This is a genomic window from Streptosporangium sp. NPDC003464, assembly GCF_053588315.1.
Map to the genome: position 1 here is coordinate 1 of NZ_JBSFPS010000013.1, position 15,345 is coordinate 15,345.

The window sequence follows — 15,345 nt, forward strand, 5'->3', positions numbered from 1 at the left end:
CACACCGGTCCTGGACGCCCGGCCCCGCGGCCACCCGCGGGCCCGGGGCCGCGGGTGGGGGAGGGCCTTACCGGGGGCGCTCTTCCCCTGTGGTCCGGCCGGCCCCGGCTACGGCATCTTCTCGGCGGCGAGCCCCAGCGGCACGTACAGGTGGGGTTCGGCGGTGACGATCGGCCATCCGGTCTGCACGGCGATCAGGCAGCAGTGCGCGGCGCACACGTCGCGGCGCAGCTCGGGGTGGGGGGCGACCAGATAGGCGGCGTTCTCGAGGTCGACCCTGTCGCTGAGCGCGTGGAGCGCGATCCCGGGGGAGGTCACCAGGTCGAAGAGTGTCTGCTGGGCCGCGGGGCGCAGGGCGATGGTCACCTGGTAGGCCGAGGCGGGGACCGCCAGGGTGGCGCCGTCGCGCGTGGCGACGTTCAGCAGCGTCCGCCGGTAGACCTCGGGAGCGGCCGAGTATTGCAGCAGCGCGGAATGGTCGAAGATCTTGCCGTTCACGCGCTGGCCCGTGCCGGGTCCTCGTCGCCGTGCCAGAACTGCTCCATGCGGGAAACGAGCGAGGGGTCGTGTCTGCGCATCTCCTCGACCGCCCGGCCGGCCTCGGCGATCTGGCCGGGGGTGGCAATGCGCACGGCCGAGACGAAGGTGCCGTACAGCCTCGCCCTGAGCTCATCGGGTCCGGGGGTCCGTGACTGCGCCTGATCACTCATGCCCTTCACCATAGCGTGACAGGTTCTTTCCCTCGCGGTTAACGCCTCTCCGGCTCCAGAGCTATTGATCTACATTGTAAAGGCGCCCGGCCGGTTCCAAGATCATTTACAGCGGACTAAAGACTCAATCCCCAAAGAACAGGAGCTTTCGCGGGCCTGAGGGGAGCGGGGTGGTTCCGACCCGGCGGGTGGGTGAGGTACGGCCGTACGGCCGCGCCCGCCGGGCCTTCTCAGGAGAGGGTGCGGGCGCGGGGGCGCAGGGCGCCGGCCGAGGCGGCCATGAAGGCGGCCAGCAGGGCGGGGATGGCCAGGGCGCCGGGCAGGCCGATGATCTCGGCGGCGCCGCCGATGATGGCGGGCCCGGCGACGAGTCCGGCGTAGCCGACGGTGGCGACCTGGGCGATGGCCTCTCCCGCGCGGGCGGGGTCGTGGTTTCCGGCGGCGGAGAAGACCTGGGGGACGATGGTGGCCAGGCCGAGGCCGAACAGGGCGAAGCCGGTGATGGCGACGGGGATCTGGCCGATGAGCAGGGCGGTGGCCAGGCCGAGGGCGGCGATGAGGCCGGAGTAGCGGACCAGGCGGACGGGGCCGAGGTGGAGGGCGAGGCGGTCTCCGGCGAAGCGGCCGACGGTCATGGCGGTGGAGAAGACGGCGAAGCCGAGGGCGGCGATGCCTTGGGGGGCGTGGAGGTCTTCGAAGAGGTAGACGGCGGTCCAGTCGACGGCTGCGCCTTCGCCGACGAGTCCGGCGAAGGCGACGACGCCCATGAGGACGATCCAGCCTGACCAGCGGGCGCGGGTGGGGGGTGTGGTGGGTCGGGTGGTGGGGTGGGGGGTGGGCAGGAGGTGGCGTCGGGCGTAGAGGGAGATGAGGGCGAGGGGGATGCCGGTGGCGGCCAGGGTGGTGCCGGCGCTGAGGTCGAGCCAGGCGAACAGTCCGCCGATGCCTGCGCCGATGAGGCCGCCGACGCTGTACATGCCGTGGAAGGAGGACATGATGGGGCGGCGGTAGGCGCGTTCGACTTCGACGCCGTGGGCGTTCATGGCGACGTCGAGGGAGGCGTTGATGAGGCCGTACAGGAACAGGGCGGTGATGAGGAGGGGGAGGGTGGGGGCGTAGCCGGGGGGGATGAGGGCGAGGGAGGTGGCGACGGCGGCGGGGGTGAGGAGGCGGGCGCTGCCGAGGCGGTCGGTGAGGCGTCCGGCGAAGCGCATGCCGATGACGAGGCCGGCGGCGATGGCCAGGAGGCCGTAGCTGAGTTGTCCGTCGCTGAGGCCGAGGTCGTGTTTGACAGCGGGGATGCGGGCGGCCCAGGCGCCGGAGGCGGTGCCGAGGAGGGTGAAGAAGTAGGACACGGCTCGGCGGGCGTTGGTGGCCTGCTGGGTGGGTGTGTCGCTCACGGGTGTCCCTGGGGGGTGGTCGGCTCAGGGTGTCGTCCGGTCAGGTGGGTTTGGTCATCCTGTTTTCAGGTGGTCTTGGTTGCTGGTGAGGGTGAGGGCGGCGGCCTGGATCTTGTCCATGACGGTGGACAGGTCGTGGAGGGTGGGGGTGTCGAGGAGTTGGAGGAGGCGGCGGAAGTCGGCGAGGCCGGCGTCGGCGAGCTGTTCGGTGAGGGCGTGGCCGGCGGGGGTGAGTTCGACGCGGCGGATGCGGCGGTCGTTGGGGTCTTCGCGGCGGGTGACGAGGCCGTGGCCGATGAGGCGGTCGACGATGCCGGTGACGGTGCCGAGGCCGACGCCGAGGTGGTGGGCGAGGTCCTGGCCGGAGGCGGAGTCCTGGAAGGACAGGATCATGACGACCTTGAGTTGGCGCATGGTGAGGTTGGAGTCGAACAGGGGTGAGGGGGGGCGGTGCTGGGCGAGGAGTCGTCCCAGGTCGCGTTGGATTGCGCCGATCCGGTGGATCAGCTGGTCGCGTTCGTCGTTCACACTCACCTCTCGCTTCCTGAGAAGGTTATCAGGATTGCTAGAGGTCGTTAAATATTCGTGCAATGCGAAGTGTTAGTGTGGGCAAAACTTATTGTGACGTCCCCTTTAGGAGTCCGCCCCCATGACCGCCTTGGCCAGGTTGAGCCTTGCCAACCGCAGCCTCGTCATAATGATCGCGGTCGTGTTGAGCGCGTTCGGCGCCTTCGCGATCCCGTCGCTGAAACAGCAGTTGCTGCCCTCGCTCTCCTTCCCCGGCGCGTTCGTGGTCGCCGCTTATCCGGGTGCCTCCCCTGAGATCGTGGAGGAGCAGGTCACCGAGCCGATCGAGAACAGCTTCCAGGGGGTGGAGGGTGTCACGGAGGTGACGTCCACCTCGGCTGAGGGGGTGTCGCAGGTTCAGGTGGCGTTCGAGTACGGCACCGACATCGACGCGGCGGTCGGGGAGATGCAGCAGGCGGTGTCGCGGATCGGCGCCCAGCTGCCGGACGGGGTGGATCCGCAGGTGCTGGCGGGCGGGACCGATGACATCCCGGTGCTGGTGCTGGCGGTGGAGGCCGGCGGTGACGAGCGGGCGATGGCTGATCGGCTTGAGCGGATCATGGTGCCGGAGCTGCAGGGCATCGAGGGTGTCCGTGAGGCCACGGTGACCGGTACGCGGGAGGAGACCGTGGTGGTCACTCCGGATGCCAAGAAGCTGGCGGCGCGGGGGTTGGCGCCGACGGCGGTGACCGATGCGCTGCGGGGCAACGGTCAGCCGGTCCCGGCGGGGAGTCTGGTGGAGGACAAGGCGTCGCTGACGGTTCAGGTGGGCCGGCGGATCGCCTCGGTGGAGGATCTGCGTAATCTCTATCTGGTGCCTGCGGCTCCGGTGCAGGCGCAGGTGCCGCAGCAGGCGCAGCTTCAGCAGCTTCAGCAGGGTCGTCAGGCGCCGGGTCAGGGTGCGGCGCTGCCGCAGCAGGTGCGGCGTCCGGCGGCGCCGCAGCCGGTGAAGCTGGGTGAGGTGGCCGATGTCGAGCGGTCGCCTGCGCAGCGTACTTCGTTGACGCGTACCAATGGTGAGCCGAGCCTCGGGGTGTCGGTGACGATGACGCCTGACGGCAACGCGGTGGCGATCTCTCATGCGGTGCGGGAGAAGTTGCCGGAGATGGTGCGGGCGGTCGGTGATTCCTCCGAGGTGACGGTGGTCTTCGATCAGGCGCCGTATGTGGAGCGTTCGATCGAGGATCTGACGACTGAGGGTCTGCTGGGGCTGGCCTTCGCGGTGCTGGTCATTTTGGTCTTCTTGTTGTCGGTGCGTTCGACGCTGGTGACGGCGGTGTCGATCCCGCTGTCGGTGGTGATCGCGTTGATGGCGCTGTGGCTGGGGGATTACTCCCTCAACATGCTGACGCTGGGGGCGCTGACGATCGCGGTGGGCCGGGTGGTGGACGACTCGATCGTGGTGTTGGAGAACATCAAGCGGCATCTGGGGTATGGCGAGGCCAAGCGTGACGCCGTTGTGGCGGGTGTGCGTGAGGTGAGCGGGGCGGTGACGGCCTCGACGTTGACGACGGTGGCGGTGTTCTTGCCGATCGCGGTGGTCGGCGGCATGGTGGGGCAGTTGTTCGCGCCGTTCGCGATCACGGTGACGGTGGCGTTGCTGGCGTCGTTGCTGGTGTCGTTGACGGTGATCCCGGTGCTGGCGTACTGGTTTTTGAAGGCGCCGGTGCTCAGTGCGGAGCAGGCGCGTGTGGTGCGTGAGGAGGCCGAGGCCAAGGAGCTGCGTAGTCCGTTGCAGCGGGCTTATCTGCCGGTTCTGCGGTTCGCGACGCGGCGGCGGCTGGTCACGGTCCTGGTCGGTGTTGTGGTCTTCGTGGGGACGATGGGGCTGGCCGGGCGGTTGGAGACCAACTTCTTGGACTCCTCGGGTCAGAACACGGTCTCCATCAGTCAGCGGATGCCGGCCGGTACGGATCTGGCGACCACGGACGCGGCGGCCAAGAAGGTGGAGGAGGTGCTGTCGTCTTTCGAGGAGGTGGAGGATTACCAGGTCAACGTGGGCTCCGGTGGCGGGTTCATGGGGGCGGCCAGTGGCGGTGGCGGTGATCGGGCCTCTTATTCGGTGACGGTGGCCGAGGGGGTCGACACCGCTGTGCTGGAGGGGGAGCTGCGTGATCGGCTCAAGGGGCTGGCGGATGCCGGTGAGATCACTGTGGGTGGCGCTCAGGGGGGTCCGGGGGGTGGTTCGACCAACCAGCTTCAGGTGATCGTGCAGGCTCCGGACGATGCGACGCTGCGCAGCGCCGCTGAGGCGGTGCGTGGTGTGATGGCCGGTCTGGGTGGGTTGCGGGATGTCTCGTCCAACCTGGAGGCCAGTGCTGAGCGTGTCGAGGTCCGGGTGGATCGCAGGAAGGCGGCGGCCAAGGGGCTGACCGAGGCGCAGATCGGTCAGTTGGTGGCGCAGCGCTTCCGTGGTGCTCCGCTGGGTCAGGTGACCGTGGACGGGCGGGCCAGTGATCTGATCGTGCGGACCGGTGAGGCGCCGCAGGATGTGAAGGCGATCGGTGCTCTGAAGCTGCCCAGTGCGGCTGGGGAGGTCGAGCTGGCGGATGTGGCGAAGGTGGCCAAGGTCGAGGGTCCGACGCAGGTGACGCGGATCGACGGTGAGCGCAGTGCGACGGTCTCGGGTACGGCCACCGGCAGTGATCTGGGCAGTGTGACGTCGGCTCTGACGGCGAAGCTGGAGGCTCTGGCGTTGCCGGCGGGGGCGGGTTTCACCATTGGTGGTGTCAGTGCCGACCAGGCGGAGGCGTTCGGTCAGTTGGGGCTGGCGATGCTGGCGGCCATCGCGATCGTCTTCATGATCATGGTGGCGACGTTCCGGAGTTTTGTGCAGCCGTTGGTGCTGCTGGTGTCGGTGCCGTTCGCGGCGACGGGTGCGATCGGTCTGTTGCTGGCGACGGGCACTCCGATGGGGGTCCCGGCGTTGATCGGCATGTTGATGCTGATCGGTATCGTGGTGACCAACGCCATCGTGCTGATCGATCTGGTCAACCAGTACCGGCAGCAGGGGCTGGGCGTGGTGGAGGCGGTGATGGAGGGTGGCCGGCGGCGTCTGCGGCCGATCCTGATGACCGCGGTGGCGACGATCTTCGCGTTGATCCCGATGGCGCTGGGTCTGACGGGGTCGGGCGGGTTCATCTCCCAGCCGCTGGCGATCGTGGTGATCGGTGGTCTGCTGTCGTCGACGCTGCTGACGCTGGTGTTGGTGCCGACGTTGTATGTGATGGTGGAGCGGACCAAGGAGCGGTTCGGCCGGCGTTCGGCGGGGGGCAGGCACGGGGCCGAGGTGAAGGTCTATGACGCCGGTGAGCTGACCGCGACGCGGTAGCGGGCTCTGCCGGGCGCCGGTGAAGGGGTGTGCCGGTCGCCGCGTGGTGGTCTTTGCGCCGCGCGGTGGCCGGCTTTTCCGGTTCGGGGCGGGGTGGTGTCGGGCGGGTGGGGGTGACCCTGTGCGGGGCGTGGTGGCGGGGCGGCAATAGACTGACGCAACGTGAGTGCCAAGCCGCGTATCCCCAATGTCCTGGCCGCCCGCTATGCCTCGGTGGAGCTGGCCCGTCTGTGGTCTCCTGAGTACAAGGTGGTGGCCGAGCGCCGCCTGTGGCTGGCGGTGCTGGCCGTGCAGGCGGAGCTCGGGGTGTCGGTGCCCGCTCAGGCGGTGGCCGACTACGAGAAGGTCGTCGAGCAGGTGGATCTGGCCTCCATCGCCGAGCGGGAGCGGGTGACCCGTCATGATGTGAAGGCCCGTATCGAGGAGTTCAACGCCCTGGCCGGGCATGAGCACGTGCACAAGGGGATGACCTCGCGTGATCTGACGGAGAATGTCGAGCAGCTGCAGATCCGCGACAGCCTGCTGGTGGTGCGGGATCGGTGTGTGGCGTTGCTGGCGCGGCTGGGGGCGCTGGCGGCCGAGCATTCGGGCACGGTGATGGCGGGGCGTTCGCACAATGTGGCGGCGCAGTCGACCACGCTGGGCAAGCGTTTCGCGTCGGCGGCCGATGAGCTGCTGGTGGCTTTCGCCCGGTTGGAGGAGTTGATCGGCCGTTATCCGCTGCGGGGTGTGAAGGGCCCGGTGGGCACCGCTCAGGACATGCTGGATCTGCTGGGCGGTGACCGGGGCAGGCTGGCGGAGCTGGAGGACCGGGTGGCGGCGCATCTGGGGTTCGCGCACCGGCTGACCAGTGTGGGGCAGGTCTATCCTCGTTCGCTGGACTACGAGGTGGTCACGGCGCTGGTGCAGCTGGCCGCGGCCCCTTCCTCGCTGGCCAAGACGGTCCGGTTGATGGCCGGGCACGAGCTGGTCACCGAGGGTTTCGCCGAGGGTCAGGTCGGCTCTTCGGCGATGCCGCACAAGATGAACACCCGTTCGTGTGAGCGGGTCAACGGCCTGACGGTGGTCTTGCGCGGGTATGCCTCCATGACCGGTGAGCTGGCGGGTGACCAGTGGAACGAGGGGGATGTGTCCTGCTCGGTGGTGCGGCGGGTGGCGCTGCCGGATGCGTTCTTCGCCTTCGACGGGCTGGTGGAGACGATGTTGACGGTGCTTTCGGAGTTCGGGGCGTTCCCGGCGGTCATCGCGGCCGAGCTGGACCGGTATCTGCCGTTCCTGGCGACGACGAAGATGCTGATGGCCGCGGTGCGGGCGGGGGTGGGCCGGGAGAGCGCCCATGAGCTGATCAAGGAGCACGCGGTCGCTTCGGCGCTGGCGATGCGTGAGCGGGGCGCCGGTAACGAGCTGCTGGACCGGCTGGCGGCCGATGAGCGTTTCCCGCTGGATGCTGCGGGGCTGGCCGGGCTGCTGGAGCAGCGGATCGCCTTCACCGGGGCGGCGGCCGAGCAGGTGGAGTCGGTGGTGGCGCGGATCGGGGAGATCACCGCCCGTTATCCGGCGGCGGCCGCTTACACCCCTGGGGCGATCCTCTGAACGCTGTGGAGCTGAGGGCCGCCGCCGAGGTGGCGGCGGCCTGCGATGACGACACGCTGGTGGTGTGGGCGGCGCAGGGCATGCGCGGCGGGGTGCGGGCGTGGGCGCTGGGGGAGGCCGTGGCGGTGGCGAGCCCGGATCTGAACCGGCGTGACCGTCTGACGGTGCGCGGTGGGGCGGGCGAGGTGGCCGCCGTGCTGCGGCTGGCGCTGCCGGAGCTGGGGCCGTCGTATCGGCTGCTGGGGGAGCGGGCGCTGGTGGCGGAGCTGTCGGAGCGGCTGCCCTGGGTGGGGCAGATGTGGTCGTTCGAGTGGATGGACTCCGGCCCGGTGGCGGCTGCGCGGGCCGCGGCGGGGCCGGCGGGGTGGCTGCGGGACGCCGATGCGGAGGTGGGCGCGCTGCTGGCGGAGGCGTCGCCGTCGTCGTGGGCGGTGCCGGGGCTGGCGGGGGTCCGCCGCTGGGCGGGGCTGCGCGCCGACGGCGGGGCGTTGGTGGCCGCGGCGGCTGATGCCTGGTCCTGTCCTGAGGTGGGGTTCGTCGCCGGGGTGGCCACCGCCGCCGCCCATCGCGGCCGGGGGTACGGCCGGCAGGTGTGCGGGTTCGTCTTCGCCGCGCTGGCGGCCGAGCACGGGCGGGTGGCGTTGATGGTCGACAGTGACAATCGGGCGGCGATCGGCCTGTACGAGGGGCTGGGGATGCGGGGCCGGACGGTGGCGGCGGCGACGTTGGGAGGGTGAGCCGGAGCGCGGTGGCGGCGGTTTCCGCGGGGTGGGGGAGCGGGGGGGAAAACCTGGTGCGTCGGGCGGTCACGCCCGGCAAAGTGGACGGAATGATGTCCAGTTTTGTGCCTGGTCTGGAGCTTTCGCGTACCTTCTATGCGCAGGTCGTGCGGCCGTTGGTCGCCGACGTTCCCCACAGTGCGGCGTTGGTCGGGCCCGGCTCGGAGGTGCTGGCGTTCGACACCGAGCGCTCCACCGACCATGACTGGGGGCCGCGGGTGGTGCTGTTCGTGGCCCCCGAGGCCGTCGGGCCGGTGCGGGAGTCGGTCACCGCGGCGCTGCCGCCGCTCTTCGGCGGCTATCCCACCGCCTTCGGCGCCGGGCACGGCGTGGAGGTCACCGGCGCCGCCGCCTGGCTGCGCGGGCGGCTGGGGTTCGATCCGCTGGAGGGGGTGGGGGCGCTGGACTGGCTGGCCACGCCCTGGCAGCGGCTGGCGGAGGTCACCTGCGGGGAGGTCTTCCACGACGGGCTGGAGGTGCTGGAGGGCGCCCGCGCCGCGCTGCGCTGGTATCCCGGTGACCTGTGGCGGTATGTGCTGGCCTGTCAGTGGCGGCGCCTGGCCCAGCGGGAGGCCTTCCCCGGCCGGTGCGGGGAGGTCGGTGACGATCTCGGTTCGGCCGTGCTGACCGCGGGCCTGGCCGATGACCTGATGCGGCTGGTGCTGCTGATGCGCCGCCGCTACCCGCCGTACGGCAAATGGCTCGGCAGTGCCTTCGCCCGCCTGCCGGGTACGGCCGAGCTCGGTGACGCGCTGTCGGGTGCGCTGGGCGCCGGGGACTGGCGGAGCCGGCAGCGGCATCTGGGCCGCGCTTATGAGCGGGTGGCCCAGATGCACAACCGGCTGGGCCTGGGCGAGATCCTGGAGACCACGACGCGGGCCTATCACCGGCGGCCGTTCGAGGTCATCGACGCCCAGCGGTTCGCCGACGCGCTCACCGCCTCGGTCGCCGACCCGTGGGTGCGGGCGCTGCCGCCGACCGGTTCGGTCGACCAGTTCGGCGGCTCCACCGATCTGCTGATGTGCCCGCGGCGGTGCCGGGCGGTGACGCGGGCCGTACTGGAAGGCGGTGAGGGGGGCGAGGGGGGTCTTTAGGCGGCGACCGGCTCGCGGGCGGCGGCCAGCATGCGCCGCTCGAACCACAGCGAGGTGAACGGGGGCACCGCGCACGCCAGGCCCAGCACGACCGTGCCGGCACTCCAGCGGGCCTCGCGGGCGGCGGCCAGCACTCCGGCGACGTACAGCACGAACAGCGCGCCGTGGATCGGGCCGAAGATCTTCACCCCGAGGTCGCCCGAGTCCACGATGTATTTGAAGAACATGCCGACGAGCAACCCCGCCCACGAACACGCCTCGGCGATCGCCACATAACGGAACAGACGCAGTGCGGTCGGCACAGCGGACACCTCTCCTCAGGTCGGGAACGCCCCCAGCTTAGGGGGAGGGGGGACAGGTCCCGCCGCCGGTGCCGGCGATCACCGCCGGCCGGAGGGGTGAGCGTCCTGCCCCGCCCGTGCCATGGCGCGGGCGGGGCAGGGGAGGGGGTCAGCTCCGGGCGCGGTCGGCGTTGGCGTGGACGGCCTGGCGGATGTAGGCGCTCAGCCCGGCCGCCACCTGCTCGTAGCCGGCCGCGAAGCGGGGGTCGGCCACATACATGTCGGCCAGGCCGCGGTGGATGTCGTAGGAGCAGTCGTAGCACCAGCGGGTGATGTGCGCCCGGTGCCGTTCGGCCAGCTCCATCGCCCGCTCGCCGTCGGCCGGCAGGCCGCCGGCGAGGGCCTCGGCGAATTCCGCCACCGTCTGGGCGGCCTCGGCCTTGAAACGCGTCCAGTCGTCCTTGGTCATCGCGGCCATGCGCCGCCGCGACTGCGTGTAGGGCTCGGTGCCGCCCCAGCGGTCACGCGCCTCAGCGTCATACTTTTCCGGGACGAAATCCCCGAAAACGGTGAAGCGTTCCTCGGGGGTCAACGAGATGTCCATGCTGTGCGCCTCCATGGCGTGTTCCACGGCCGCGGCCATCGCCCGCAGCCGGCCGATGCGCCGGGTGAGCAGCTCGTGCTGGCGCCGCAGGTGCGTCAGTGTGTCGGCGCCGGACTCGCCGAGGATGACGGCGATCTCCTCCAGGGGGAAGCCGAGCTCACGGTAGAACAGCACGTGCTGCAGCCGCTGCAGGTCCGCCTGGCTGTAGCGGCGGTAGCCGGCGGCGGTGCGCCGCCCGGGCGGCATCAGGCCGATGTCGTCGTAGTGGTGCAGCGTGCGCACGCTCACCCCGGCGAGCCGGGCCACCTGCCCGACCGAGTAGTCCATGGAGTCCACGGCGCCCCTTCGCTGTCGTCTCCTGCCGGGGTGACCCTGACCCAGCATGAACCCTCCCGTTACGGGAGGGTCAACCCGCCCCGGGGGAGCCGGCGCACCGGCTCACCCGAGGCGGCCTCCCGCGGAGCGTGAGCCCTCGGACGGAGGATGAGCCATCGGCTATCGCCAGCACCAGACCCGGCCGCAGCGCCATCCCGCGCCCGGGACGGCCCCGGTTGGGCACGTGCGGGTCCTCGTGCATGGCCCGGCCGAGGCCGTGCCCGCCGAAGTCCTCGGGGACCTCGCAGTCGGCCTGACGCCCGACCCGCGCCACGGCGTGAGCGACGCTGCCCAGGCGCCCTCCCGGCACGCACGCGGCGATCGCCGCCTGCAGCGTGGCCTCGGCGGTGGCGATCAGCTCCAGGTCGGCGCGGTGGGCCGGGCCGACCTGAAGCTGATCGCCGAGTCTGCCGCCCAGCCGTCCAGGTAGGCGCCGCAGTCGACGCTCAGCCGGTAGCCGTCAGGGACGCCGTCACCTCGACCGCGGACTTGGTCTCCACCATGTGCCGCGCTCCCGGCTGCCCGATACATATACCGGTATTGTTATCACGGTTGCTAGGGTGGTCGGCATGGTGCGACCTCCACTGACCCAGCTCGACCACGAACGCGGCCACCGCCTGGGCGCGATCCTGCGCCAGGCACGCGGCCCCCGCAGCATGGCCGAGGTGGCCGCCGCCGCGGGACTGTCGGCCGAGACCCTCCGCAAGATCGAGACCGGCCGGGTGCCGACCCCGGCCTTCTTCACCATCGCCGCCCTCGCCCACGCCCTGGGCATCTCCCTGGACGTCCTGGCCGAGGTGGCCGCCGCCGAACACGCCGCCTGAGCGGCCCCGGACGGCGGTGAACTGGCCTACATCCGTGACGGGCTCTGCATCGCGGCCGGGGTGACCAACGCGCTGAAGAGGGCCCCGGCGCGGGCGAGTCCCGCGGCCGCACGGCCTCACCAGCGCGGCCACCTCACCGGCCGCCCGAGGGCCTCCGCAGCAGCGGATGCGACCGCATCGCCACCTCCAGCTCACCGGGCAGCTCGTCACGGTAACGGCCCAGCGTCGCCAGGTCGCTGTGGCCCAGCACCCGGCGTACGGCGTCCATGTCCACCGCGTCGGCCAGCAGATGGGTGGCGGTGGTGTGGCGCAGGCCGTGCGGGGTCACCGAACGCCGCCGGTCGGGATCCACCAGCCGCTGCACCCGGTCGATCACCGCCTGCACGTCCCCCCGCGCCAGGCGCTTGCCCCGCCACGACAGCAGCAGCGCCTTGTCCGGCGACTCGGCCCGGCCCCGTGCCAGGTAGACCTCCAGCACCTGCGCGACGTCATCGGGCAGCGGCACATCACGCGTCTTGCCGCCCTTGCCGAAGATCCGCCAGTAACGCACCCCGTCGTTGGTGTAGAAATCCTCCACGTTCGCCCGCACCAGCTCCGAGACGCGCGGCCCCATCGTCGACAGCAGCAGCACGATCAGCGCATCCCGCAACTCGGTGCGCTGGTCACGCCGCCGGCTCCGGCCGTCGGCGGCCGGCCCCTCAGCGATAGGCGGCCCCTCGGCGGCGGCCGGCCCCTCAGTGGCCGGCTCCTCGGTGGCGGGCGCCTGCCCCCGCGGCACCACCCGGCCCTCAACCGCCCGGCCGTCACCGGCGCTGAGATCACGGGCCGCACCGATCAGCCCCTGGGCCTGCTCACGCGTCAGCGCCCGCCGCTCCGGACGCAACCCCCCACGCTCCCGGGCCGTGATCGTCGCCAGCGCCATCGGATTGACCTGCACCCAACCCGCCAGCATCGCATGCTTGAACAGCGCCGACACCGACCGCCGGAAGCGCGCCTGCGAGGAGGCCGACTGCAGCCCGGCACCCGGCTCGGCCCGCCGGCCGTCGGGCTTACGGGCGAAGGCCAGCAAAATCGCGTCCACGTCCTCGCCGGTCAGATCATCGAGGACCTGCCCCTCACCCGCCAGCCGTACGAACGTGGCCACATCCCGCGCGTAGACCTCCGCCGTCGCCGCCGACAGCGCACCCGTCAGCGTCTTGGCGCGGATCAGCTCCACATAACGATCGGCCGACTCCTGCACGGTGAGGCGATTCAGATCCACTGGCCGCATGGTCGCAACGACACCCTTCTCCTCCAACGCGCCGAGTCGTCGTGCCGACCGTAGCGGCCGGCACCGACAACACCCGCCCCGGGGCCCATGACGTGCCGGGGGAGCGGGCCCTCACCGCCTGCCCGCAACCTGCCCGGCCTCACCCCCGCCCACCCGCGGGAAAACCGCACCCAGACCACACCCCACCCCTACGCAGACGATCACACATGACCGCCCCCGCAGCGCCTATACGGAAGTCTCACCCTTCTCAGAAACCTCACCCCTCTCAAGGGCGATCACGGAAGGCACGGTTCCGGCGGACTCCCACGCATCCAGGGAGGCCGAGCGGGCCCGATCCGATTGCCGCGACCGTAGGATCACCCCATGCCGAATCTCGGACCCGTGGAGCTGCTGGTGCTGCTGGTGGTCATGGCAGCCCTGGCCGCCTTACTGATCACCACACTGATACGGCTCTCCACCCGCGGGCGACCCCCCACCGCGCAAACGCGGCAACAGCTCAGCGCCCCGCAGCTTCAACAGCAGGCCGGCGAGCTGATCGACGCCGGCAAACCCATCGCCGCGGTCAAACTCGTCCGCGAGCAGACCGGCCTCGACCTCAAAGACGCCAAGCGATACGTCGACGACCTGCGCGCCGGCCGGGCGCCCCGGCCGCCCCAGCCCCGCTACGGCGCAGCCCCGCCGCTGCCACCCGGTCCCGGCGCCGACCTGGCCACCCGGGTGCGCCTGCTCAGCGCCGACGGCCGCAGAGAGCAGGCCGTCCTGCTGGTACGGGGCGAGACCGGCATGAGCGAGCCCGAAGCCCGGCGCTTCGTCGAGTCCATCCAGGCCTGAACCCCGGCACGCCCCCAGGCGCTGCGCCCGCACAGCCGTCCGCCCACGGCGGCCCTGCCGGACGGGAGGGCGGGGGAGCAGCCCACCCGGACGGCACGGTGCCGTCACCCGGGCACCCGACGGCCGGCGGCTACATGTAGGGGCGGGCGACCGCGACCAGCTCGGCGACGGCGTCAGCGGTCCTGACCGGCAGCGCCGACGGGGGAGTGCGCTCACGCACGTCCTCGGTCCTGATCGCCATCACCGCCGGGGGACTGCCCAGGTCGCCGTAGCGGCCGGCGACCGCCTCGGTGATCACCTCGCGCACGCCGGCGACCACCTCCTTGGGCGAGTGCCGCACCCCCGAGATCGACAGGTAACCGATCAGCGCCGCGAAGCGCAGCTCCTCTGCCATCGACACGGTCGACCCGCCGTCATGCGCCGGCGGACCCGGCCGATCCAGCCAGAACACCCCGCCGTGCAGGAAGCCCGAATAGGACGCCTCGCCATCCCCGAGCGTCCGCACCGTGTCGGCCAGCAGGGACCCGAACTCGGCCAGATCCGCATCCGGCGGCAGATCGGTGGTGACCAGCAGCGGCACTATCAGCGAATCCAGCATCGGCAGCATCCCTCCACGAGTCGGCCCATCGTAGGATGCCGCACCGACAATCTCGGCGAGCCCGTCGCCCCCGGCGCGTCGGCACCCCAATCCGCCCCGCGCCACGCCAGGCCGCGCCACGCTGGGCTGGGCTGGGCCACGTGGCGCGGACCGGCCCGGGGCATAGCCCGCCCCGGGCCGTGCAAGCCCTCGGCAGCCCTCCGCGCCCGTCCTGTGCCCTGTGTCCCGGGAGCCGGAAGGGCGGAGACGCGGAGCCGCGGAGCCAGGGCAAGAAGACGGAGCCGTGAGCCGTGGAAGGGCCGGAGCCCCGCGATGACCTCACATTCATCCGCCCCCACGCGTTGACCAGATATGAGCAGACGCCACCGGCCGGGCGCCCGCCGCAACGGATCGGCCGTTCCCCGCACCCACCCGGCCCGGACCGGCGAGAACACCGAGAGCACCAAAACCGCCCGGACCACCGACACCAGCACCGGCAGGACACGGATCGGCCGTTCCCCGCACCCACCCGGCCCGGACCGGCGAGAACACCGAGAGCACCAAAACCGCCCGGACCACCGACACCAGCACCGGCAGGACAGCGCCATGAGAACACACACGACGATCGACTCACCGATGGGGACCCTCACCCTCGTCGCCACCGACGGCGTCCTCAGCGGCACCTACATGCAAGACCACCGCCACATGCCCGACCCCGCCACCTTCGGCCCGAAAGTCACCTCCGGCTTCGAGGAGGCCACCGAACAGCTCACCCAGTACTTCGCCGGACAGCGCAAGACCTTCACCCTCCGCACCCACCTGACCGGCAGCCACTTCCAGCGCCGCATCTGGCAGGCGCTCACCACCATCCCCTACGGACACACCGTCACCTACGCCGAACTCGCCGCCGAGATCGGCAGCCCCGAGGCGATCCGCGCCGTGGGCGCCGCCAACGGCGCCAACCCCATCGCCGTCGTGGTGCCCTGCCACCGCGTCCTCGGCGCCGACGGCAACCTCACCGGATTCTCCGGCGGCCTGGCCCGCAAACAGTTCCTGCTCGACCTCGAACGCCCCGCACCCTGGCGACAAGGACAACTCTTTTGACACCA

At 71.2% G+C, this 15,345-nt stretch carries 16 protein-coding genes; 7 read left to right on the forward strand and 9 right to left on the reverse strand.

Annotated features, from left to right (window positions below):
- Window positions 1-108: 108 nt before the first annotated feature.
- The 4 genes from ACWDS7_RS04985 to ACWDS7_RS05000 form a co-directional block, all read right to left on the reverse strand.
- Window positions 109-498 (reverse strand): hypothetical protein, encoded by a 390-nt coding sequence (locus ACWDS7_RS04985; RefSeq protein WP_306871162.1) that lies wholly within the window; start codon window positions 496-498, stop codon window positions 109-111.
- Complete coding sequence (locus ACWDS7_RS04990; RefSeq protein WP_451928164.1) at window positions 495-710, reverse strand: hypothetical protein; 216 nt, start codon at window positions 708-710, stop codon at window positions 495-497. The genes ACWDS7_RS04985 and ACWDS7_RS04990 overlap by 4 nt, the downstream gene beginning before the upstream one ends.
- A 230-nt stretch (window positions 711-940) precedes the next feature.
- Window positions 941-2,110, reverse strand: a complete 1,170-nt coding sequence (locus tag ACWDS7_RS04995; protein ID WP_451928165.1) for an MFS transporter — start codon at window positions 2,108-2,110, stop codon at window positions 941-943.
- 54 nt (window positions 2,111-2,164) lie between these two features.
- Complete coding sequence (locus ACWDS7_RS05000) at window positions 2,165-2,644, reverse strand: MarR family winged helix-turn-helix transcriptional regulator (protein ID WP_306871168.1); 480 nt, start codon at window positions 2,642-2,644, stop codon at window positions 2,165-2,167.
- 115 nt (window positions 2,645-2,759) lie between these two features.
- Here ACWDS7_RS05000 and ACWDS7_RS05005 point away from each other — a divergent pair, with 115 nt between their 5' ends.
- The 4 genes from ACWDS7_RS05005 (at window position 2,760) to ACWDS7_RS05020 (ending at window position 9,474) form a co-directional block, all read left to right on the forward strand.
- Window positions 2,760-6,008 carry an efflux RND transporter permease subunit gene (locus tag ACWDS7_RS05005; RefSeq protein WP_451928166.1) on the forward strand — a complete coding sequence of 1,083 codons (3,249 nt, stop codon included), beginning with the start codon at window positions 2,760-2,762 and terminating at the stop codon, window positions 6,006-6,008.
- 162 nt (window positions 6,009-6,170) lie between these two features.
- Complete coding sequence (purB, locus tag ACWDS7_RS05010) at window positions 6,171-7,601, forward strand: adenylosuccinate lyase (RefSeq protein ID WP_451928167.1); 1,431 nt, start codon at window positions 6,171-6,173, stop codon at window positions 7,599-7,601.
- A gap of 5 nt (window positions 7,602-7,606) precedes the next feature.
- Window positions 7,607-8,338: a GNAT family N-acetyltransferase gene (locus ACWDS7_RS05015; RefSeq protein ID WP_451928168.1), complete on the forward strand. Its 732-nt coding sequence runs from the start codon at window positions 7,607-7,609 to the stop codon at window positions 8,336-8,338.
- 188 nt (window positions 8,339-8,526) lie between these two features.
- Window positions 8,527-9,474 carry a DUF4037 domain-containing protein gene (locus ACWDS7_RS05020; RefSeq protein ID WP_451928169.1) on the forward strand — a complete coding sequence of 316 codons (948 nt, stop codon included), beginning with the start codon at window positions 8,527-8,529 and terminating at the stop codon, window positions 9,472-9,474.
- Here ACWDS7_RS05020 and ACWDS7_RS05025 read toward each other — a convergent pair.
- The 3 genes from ACWDS7_RS05025 to ACWDS7_RS05035 form a co-directional block, all read right to left on the reverse strand.
- Complete coding sequence (locus ACWDS7_RS05025) at window positions 9,471-9,776, reverse strand: DUF3817 domain-containing protein (RefSeq protein WP_306871179.1); 306 nt, start codon at window positions 9,774-9,776, stop codon at window positions 9,471-9,473. The two genes, ACWDS7_RS05020 and ACWDS7_RS05025, sit on opposite strands and share 4 nt — an antisense overlap.
- Before the next feature lie 148 nt (window positions 9,777-9,924).
- On the reverse strand, window positions 9,925-10,686 hold the full coding sequence (locus ACWDS7_RS05030) for a MerR family transcriptional regulator (protein WP_451928229.1): 762 nt from the start codon (window positions 10,684-10,686) through the stop codon (window positions 9,925-9,927).
- Between the two features lie 79 nt (window positions 10,687-10,765).
- Complete coding sequence (locus tag ACWDS7_RS05035) at window positions 10,766-11,173, reverse strand: M24 family metallopeptidase (protein WP_451928230.1); 408 nt, start codon at window positions 11,171-11,173, stop codon at window positions 10,766-10,768.
- A 130-nt stretch (window positions 11,174-11,303) separates the two neighbouring features.
- Between ACWDS7_RS05035 and ACWDS7_RS05040 the strand changes: the two genes are divergently transcribed.
- Complete coding sequence (locus ACWDS7_RS05040) at window positions 11,304-11,558, forward strand: helix-turn-helix domain-containing protein (protein ID WP_306871184.1); 255 nt, start codon at window positions 11,304-11,306, stop codon at window positions 11,556-11,558.
- A 133-nt stretch (window positions 11,559-11,691) separates the two neighbouring features.
- On the opposite strand, the gene ACWDS7_RS05045 is transcribed toward ACWDS7_RS05040, so the two are convergent.
- Entirely contained in the window at window positions 11,692-12,828 is a 1,137-nt protein-coding gene (locus ACWDS7_RS05045) for a tyrosine-type recombinase/integrase (RefSeq protein ID WP_451928170.1), read from the reverse strand.
- A 363-nt stretch (window positions 12,829-13,191) separates the two neighbouring features.
- Between ACWDS7_RS05045 and ACWDS7_RS05050 the strand changes: the two genes are divergently transcribed.
- Window positions 13,192-13,659, forward strand: coding sequence for a hypothetical protein (locus ACWDS7_RS05050; protein WP_451928171.1), 468 nt, complete (start codon window positions 13,192-13,194; stop codon window positions 13,657-13,659).
- A 130-nt stretch (window positions 13,660-13,789) separates the two neighbouring features.
- Here ACWDS7_RS05050 and ACWDS7_RS05055 read toward each other — a convergent pair whose 3' ends face one another.
- Window positions 13,790-14,257, reverse strand: a complete 468-nt coding sequence (locus tag ACWDS7_RS05055) for a hypothetical protein (RefSeq protein WP_451928172.1) — start codon at window positions 14,255-14,257, stop codon at window positions 13,790-13,792.
- A 585-nt stretch (window positions 14,258-14,842) separates the two neighbouring features.
- On the opposite strand from ACWDS7_RS05055, the gene ACWDS7_RS05060 reads away from it, so the two are divergent.
- The gene (locus tag ACWDS7_RS05060; protein WP_451928173.1) at window positions 14,843-15,340 is read left to right on the forward strand and encodes a methylated-DNA--[protein]-cysteine S-methyltransferase; all 498 of its coding nucleotides are present in this window, start codon (window positions 14,843-14,845) and stop codon (window positions 15,338-15,340) included.
- The last annotated feature ends 5 nt before the right edge of the window (window positions 15,341-15,345 follow it).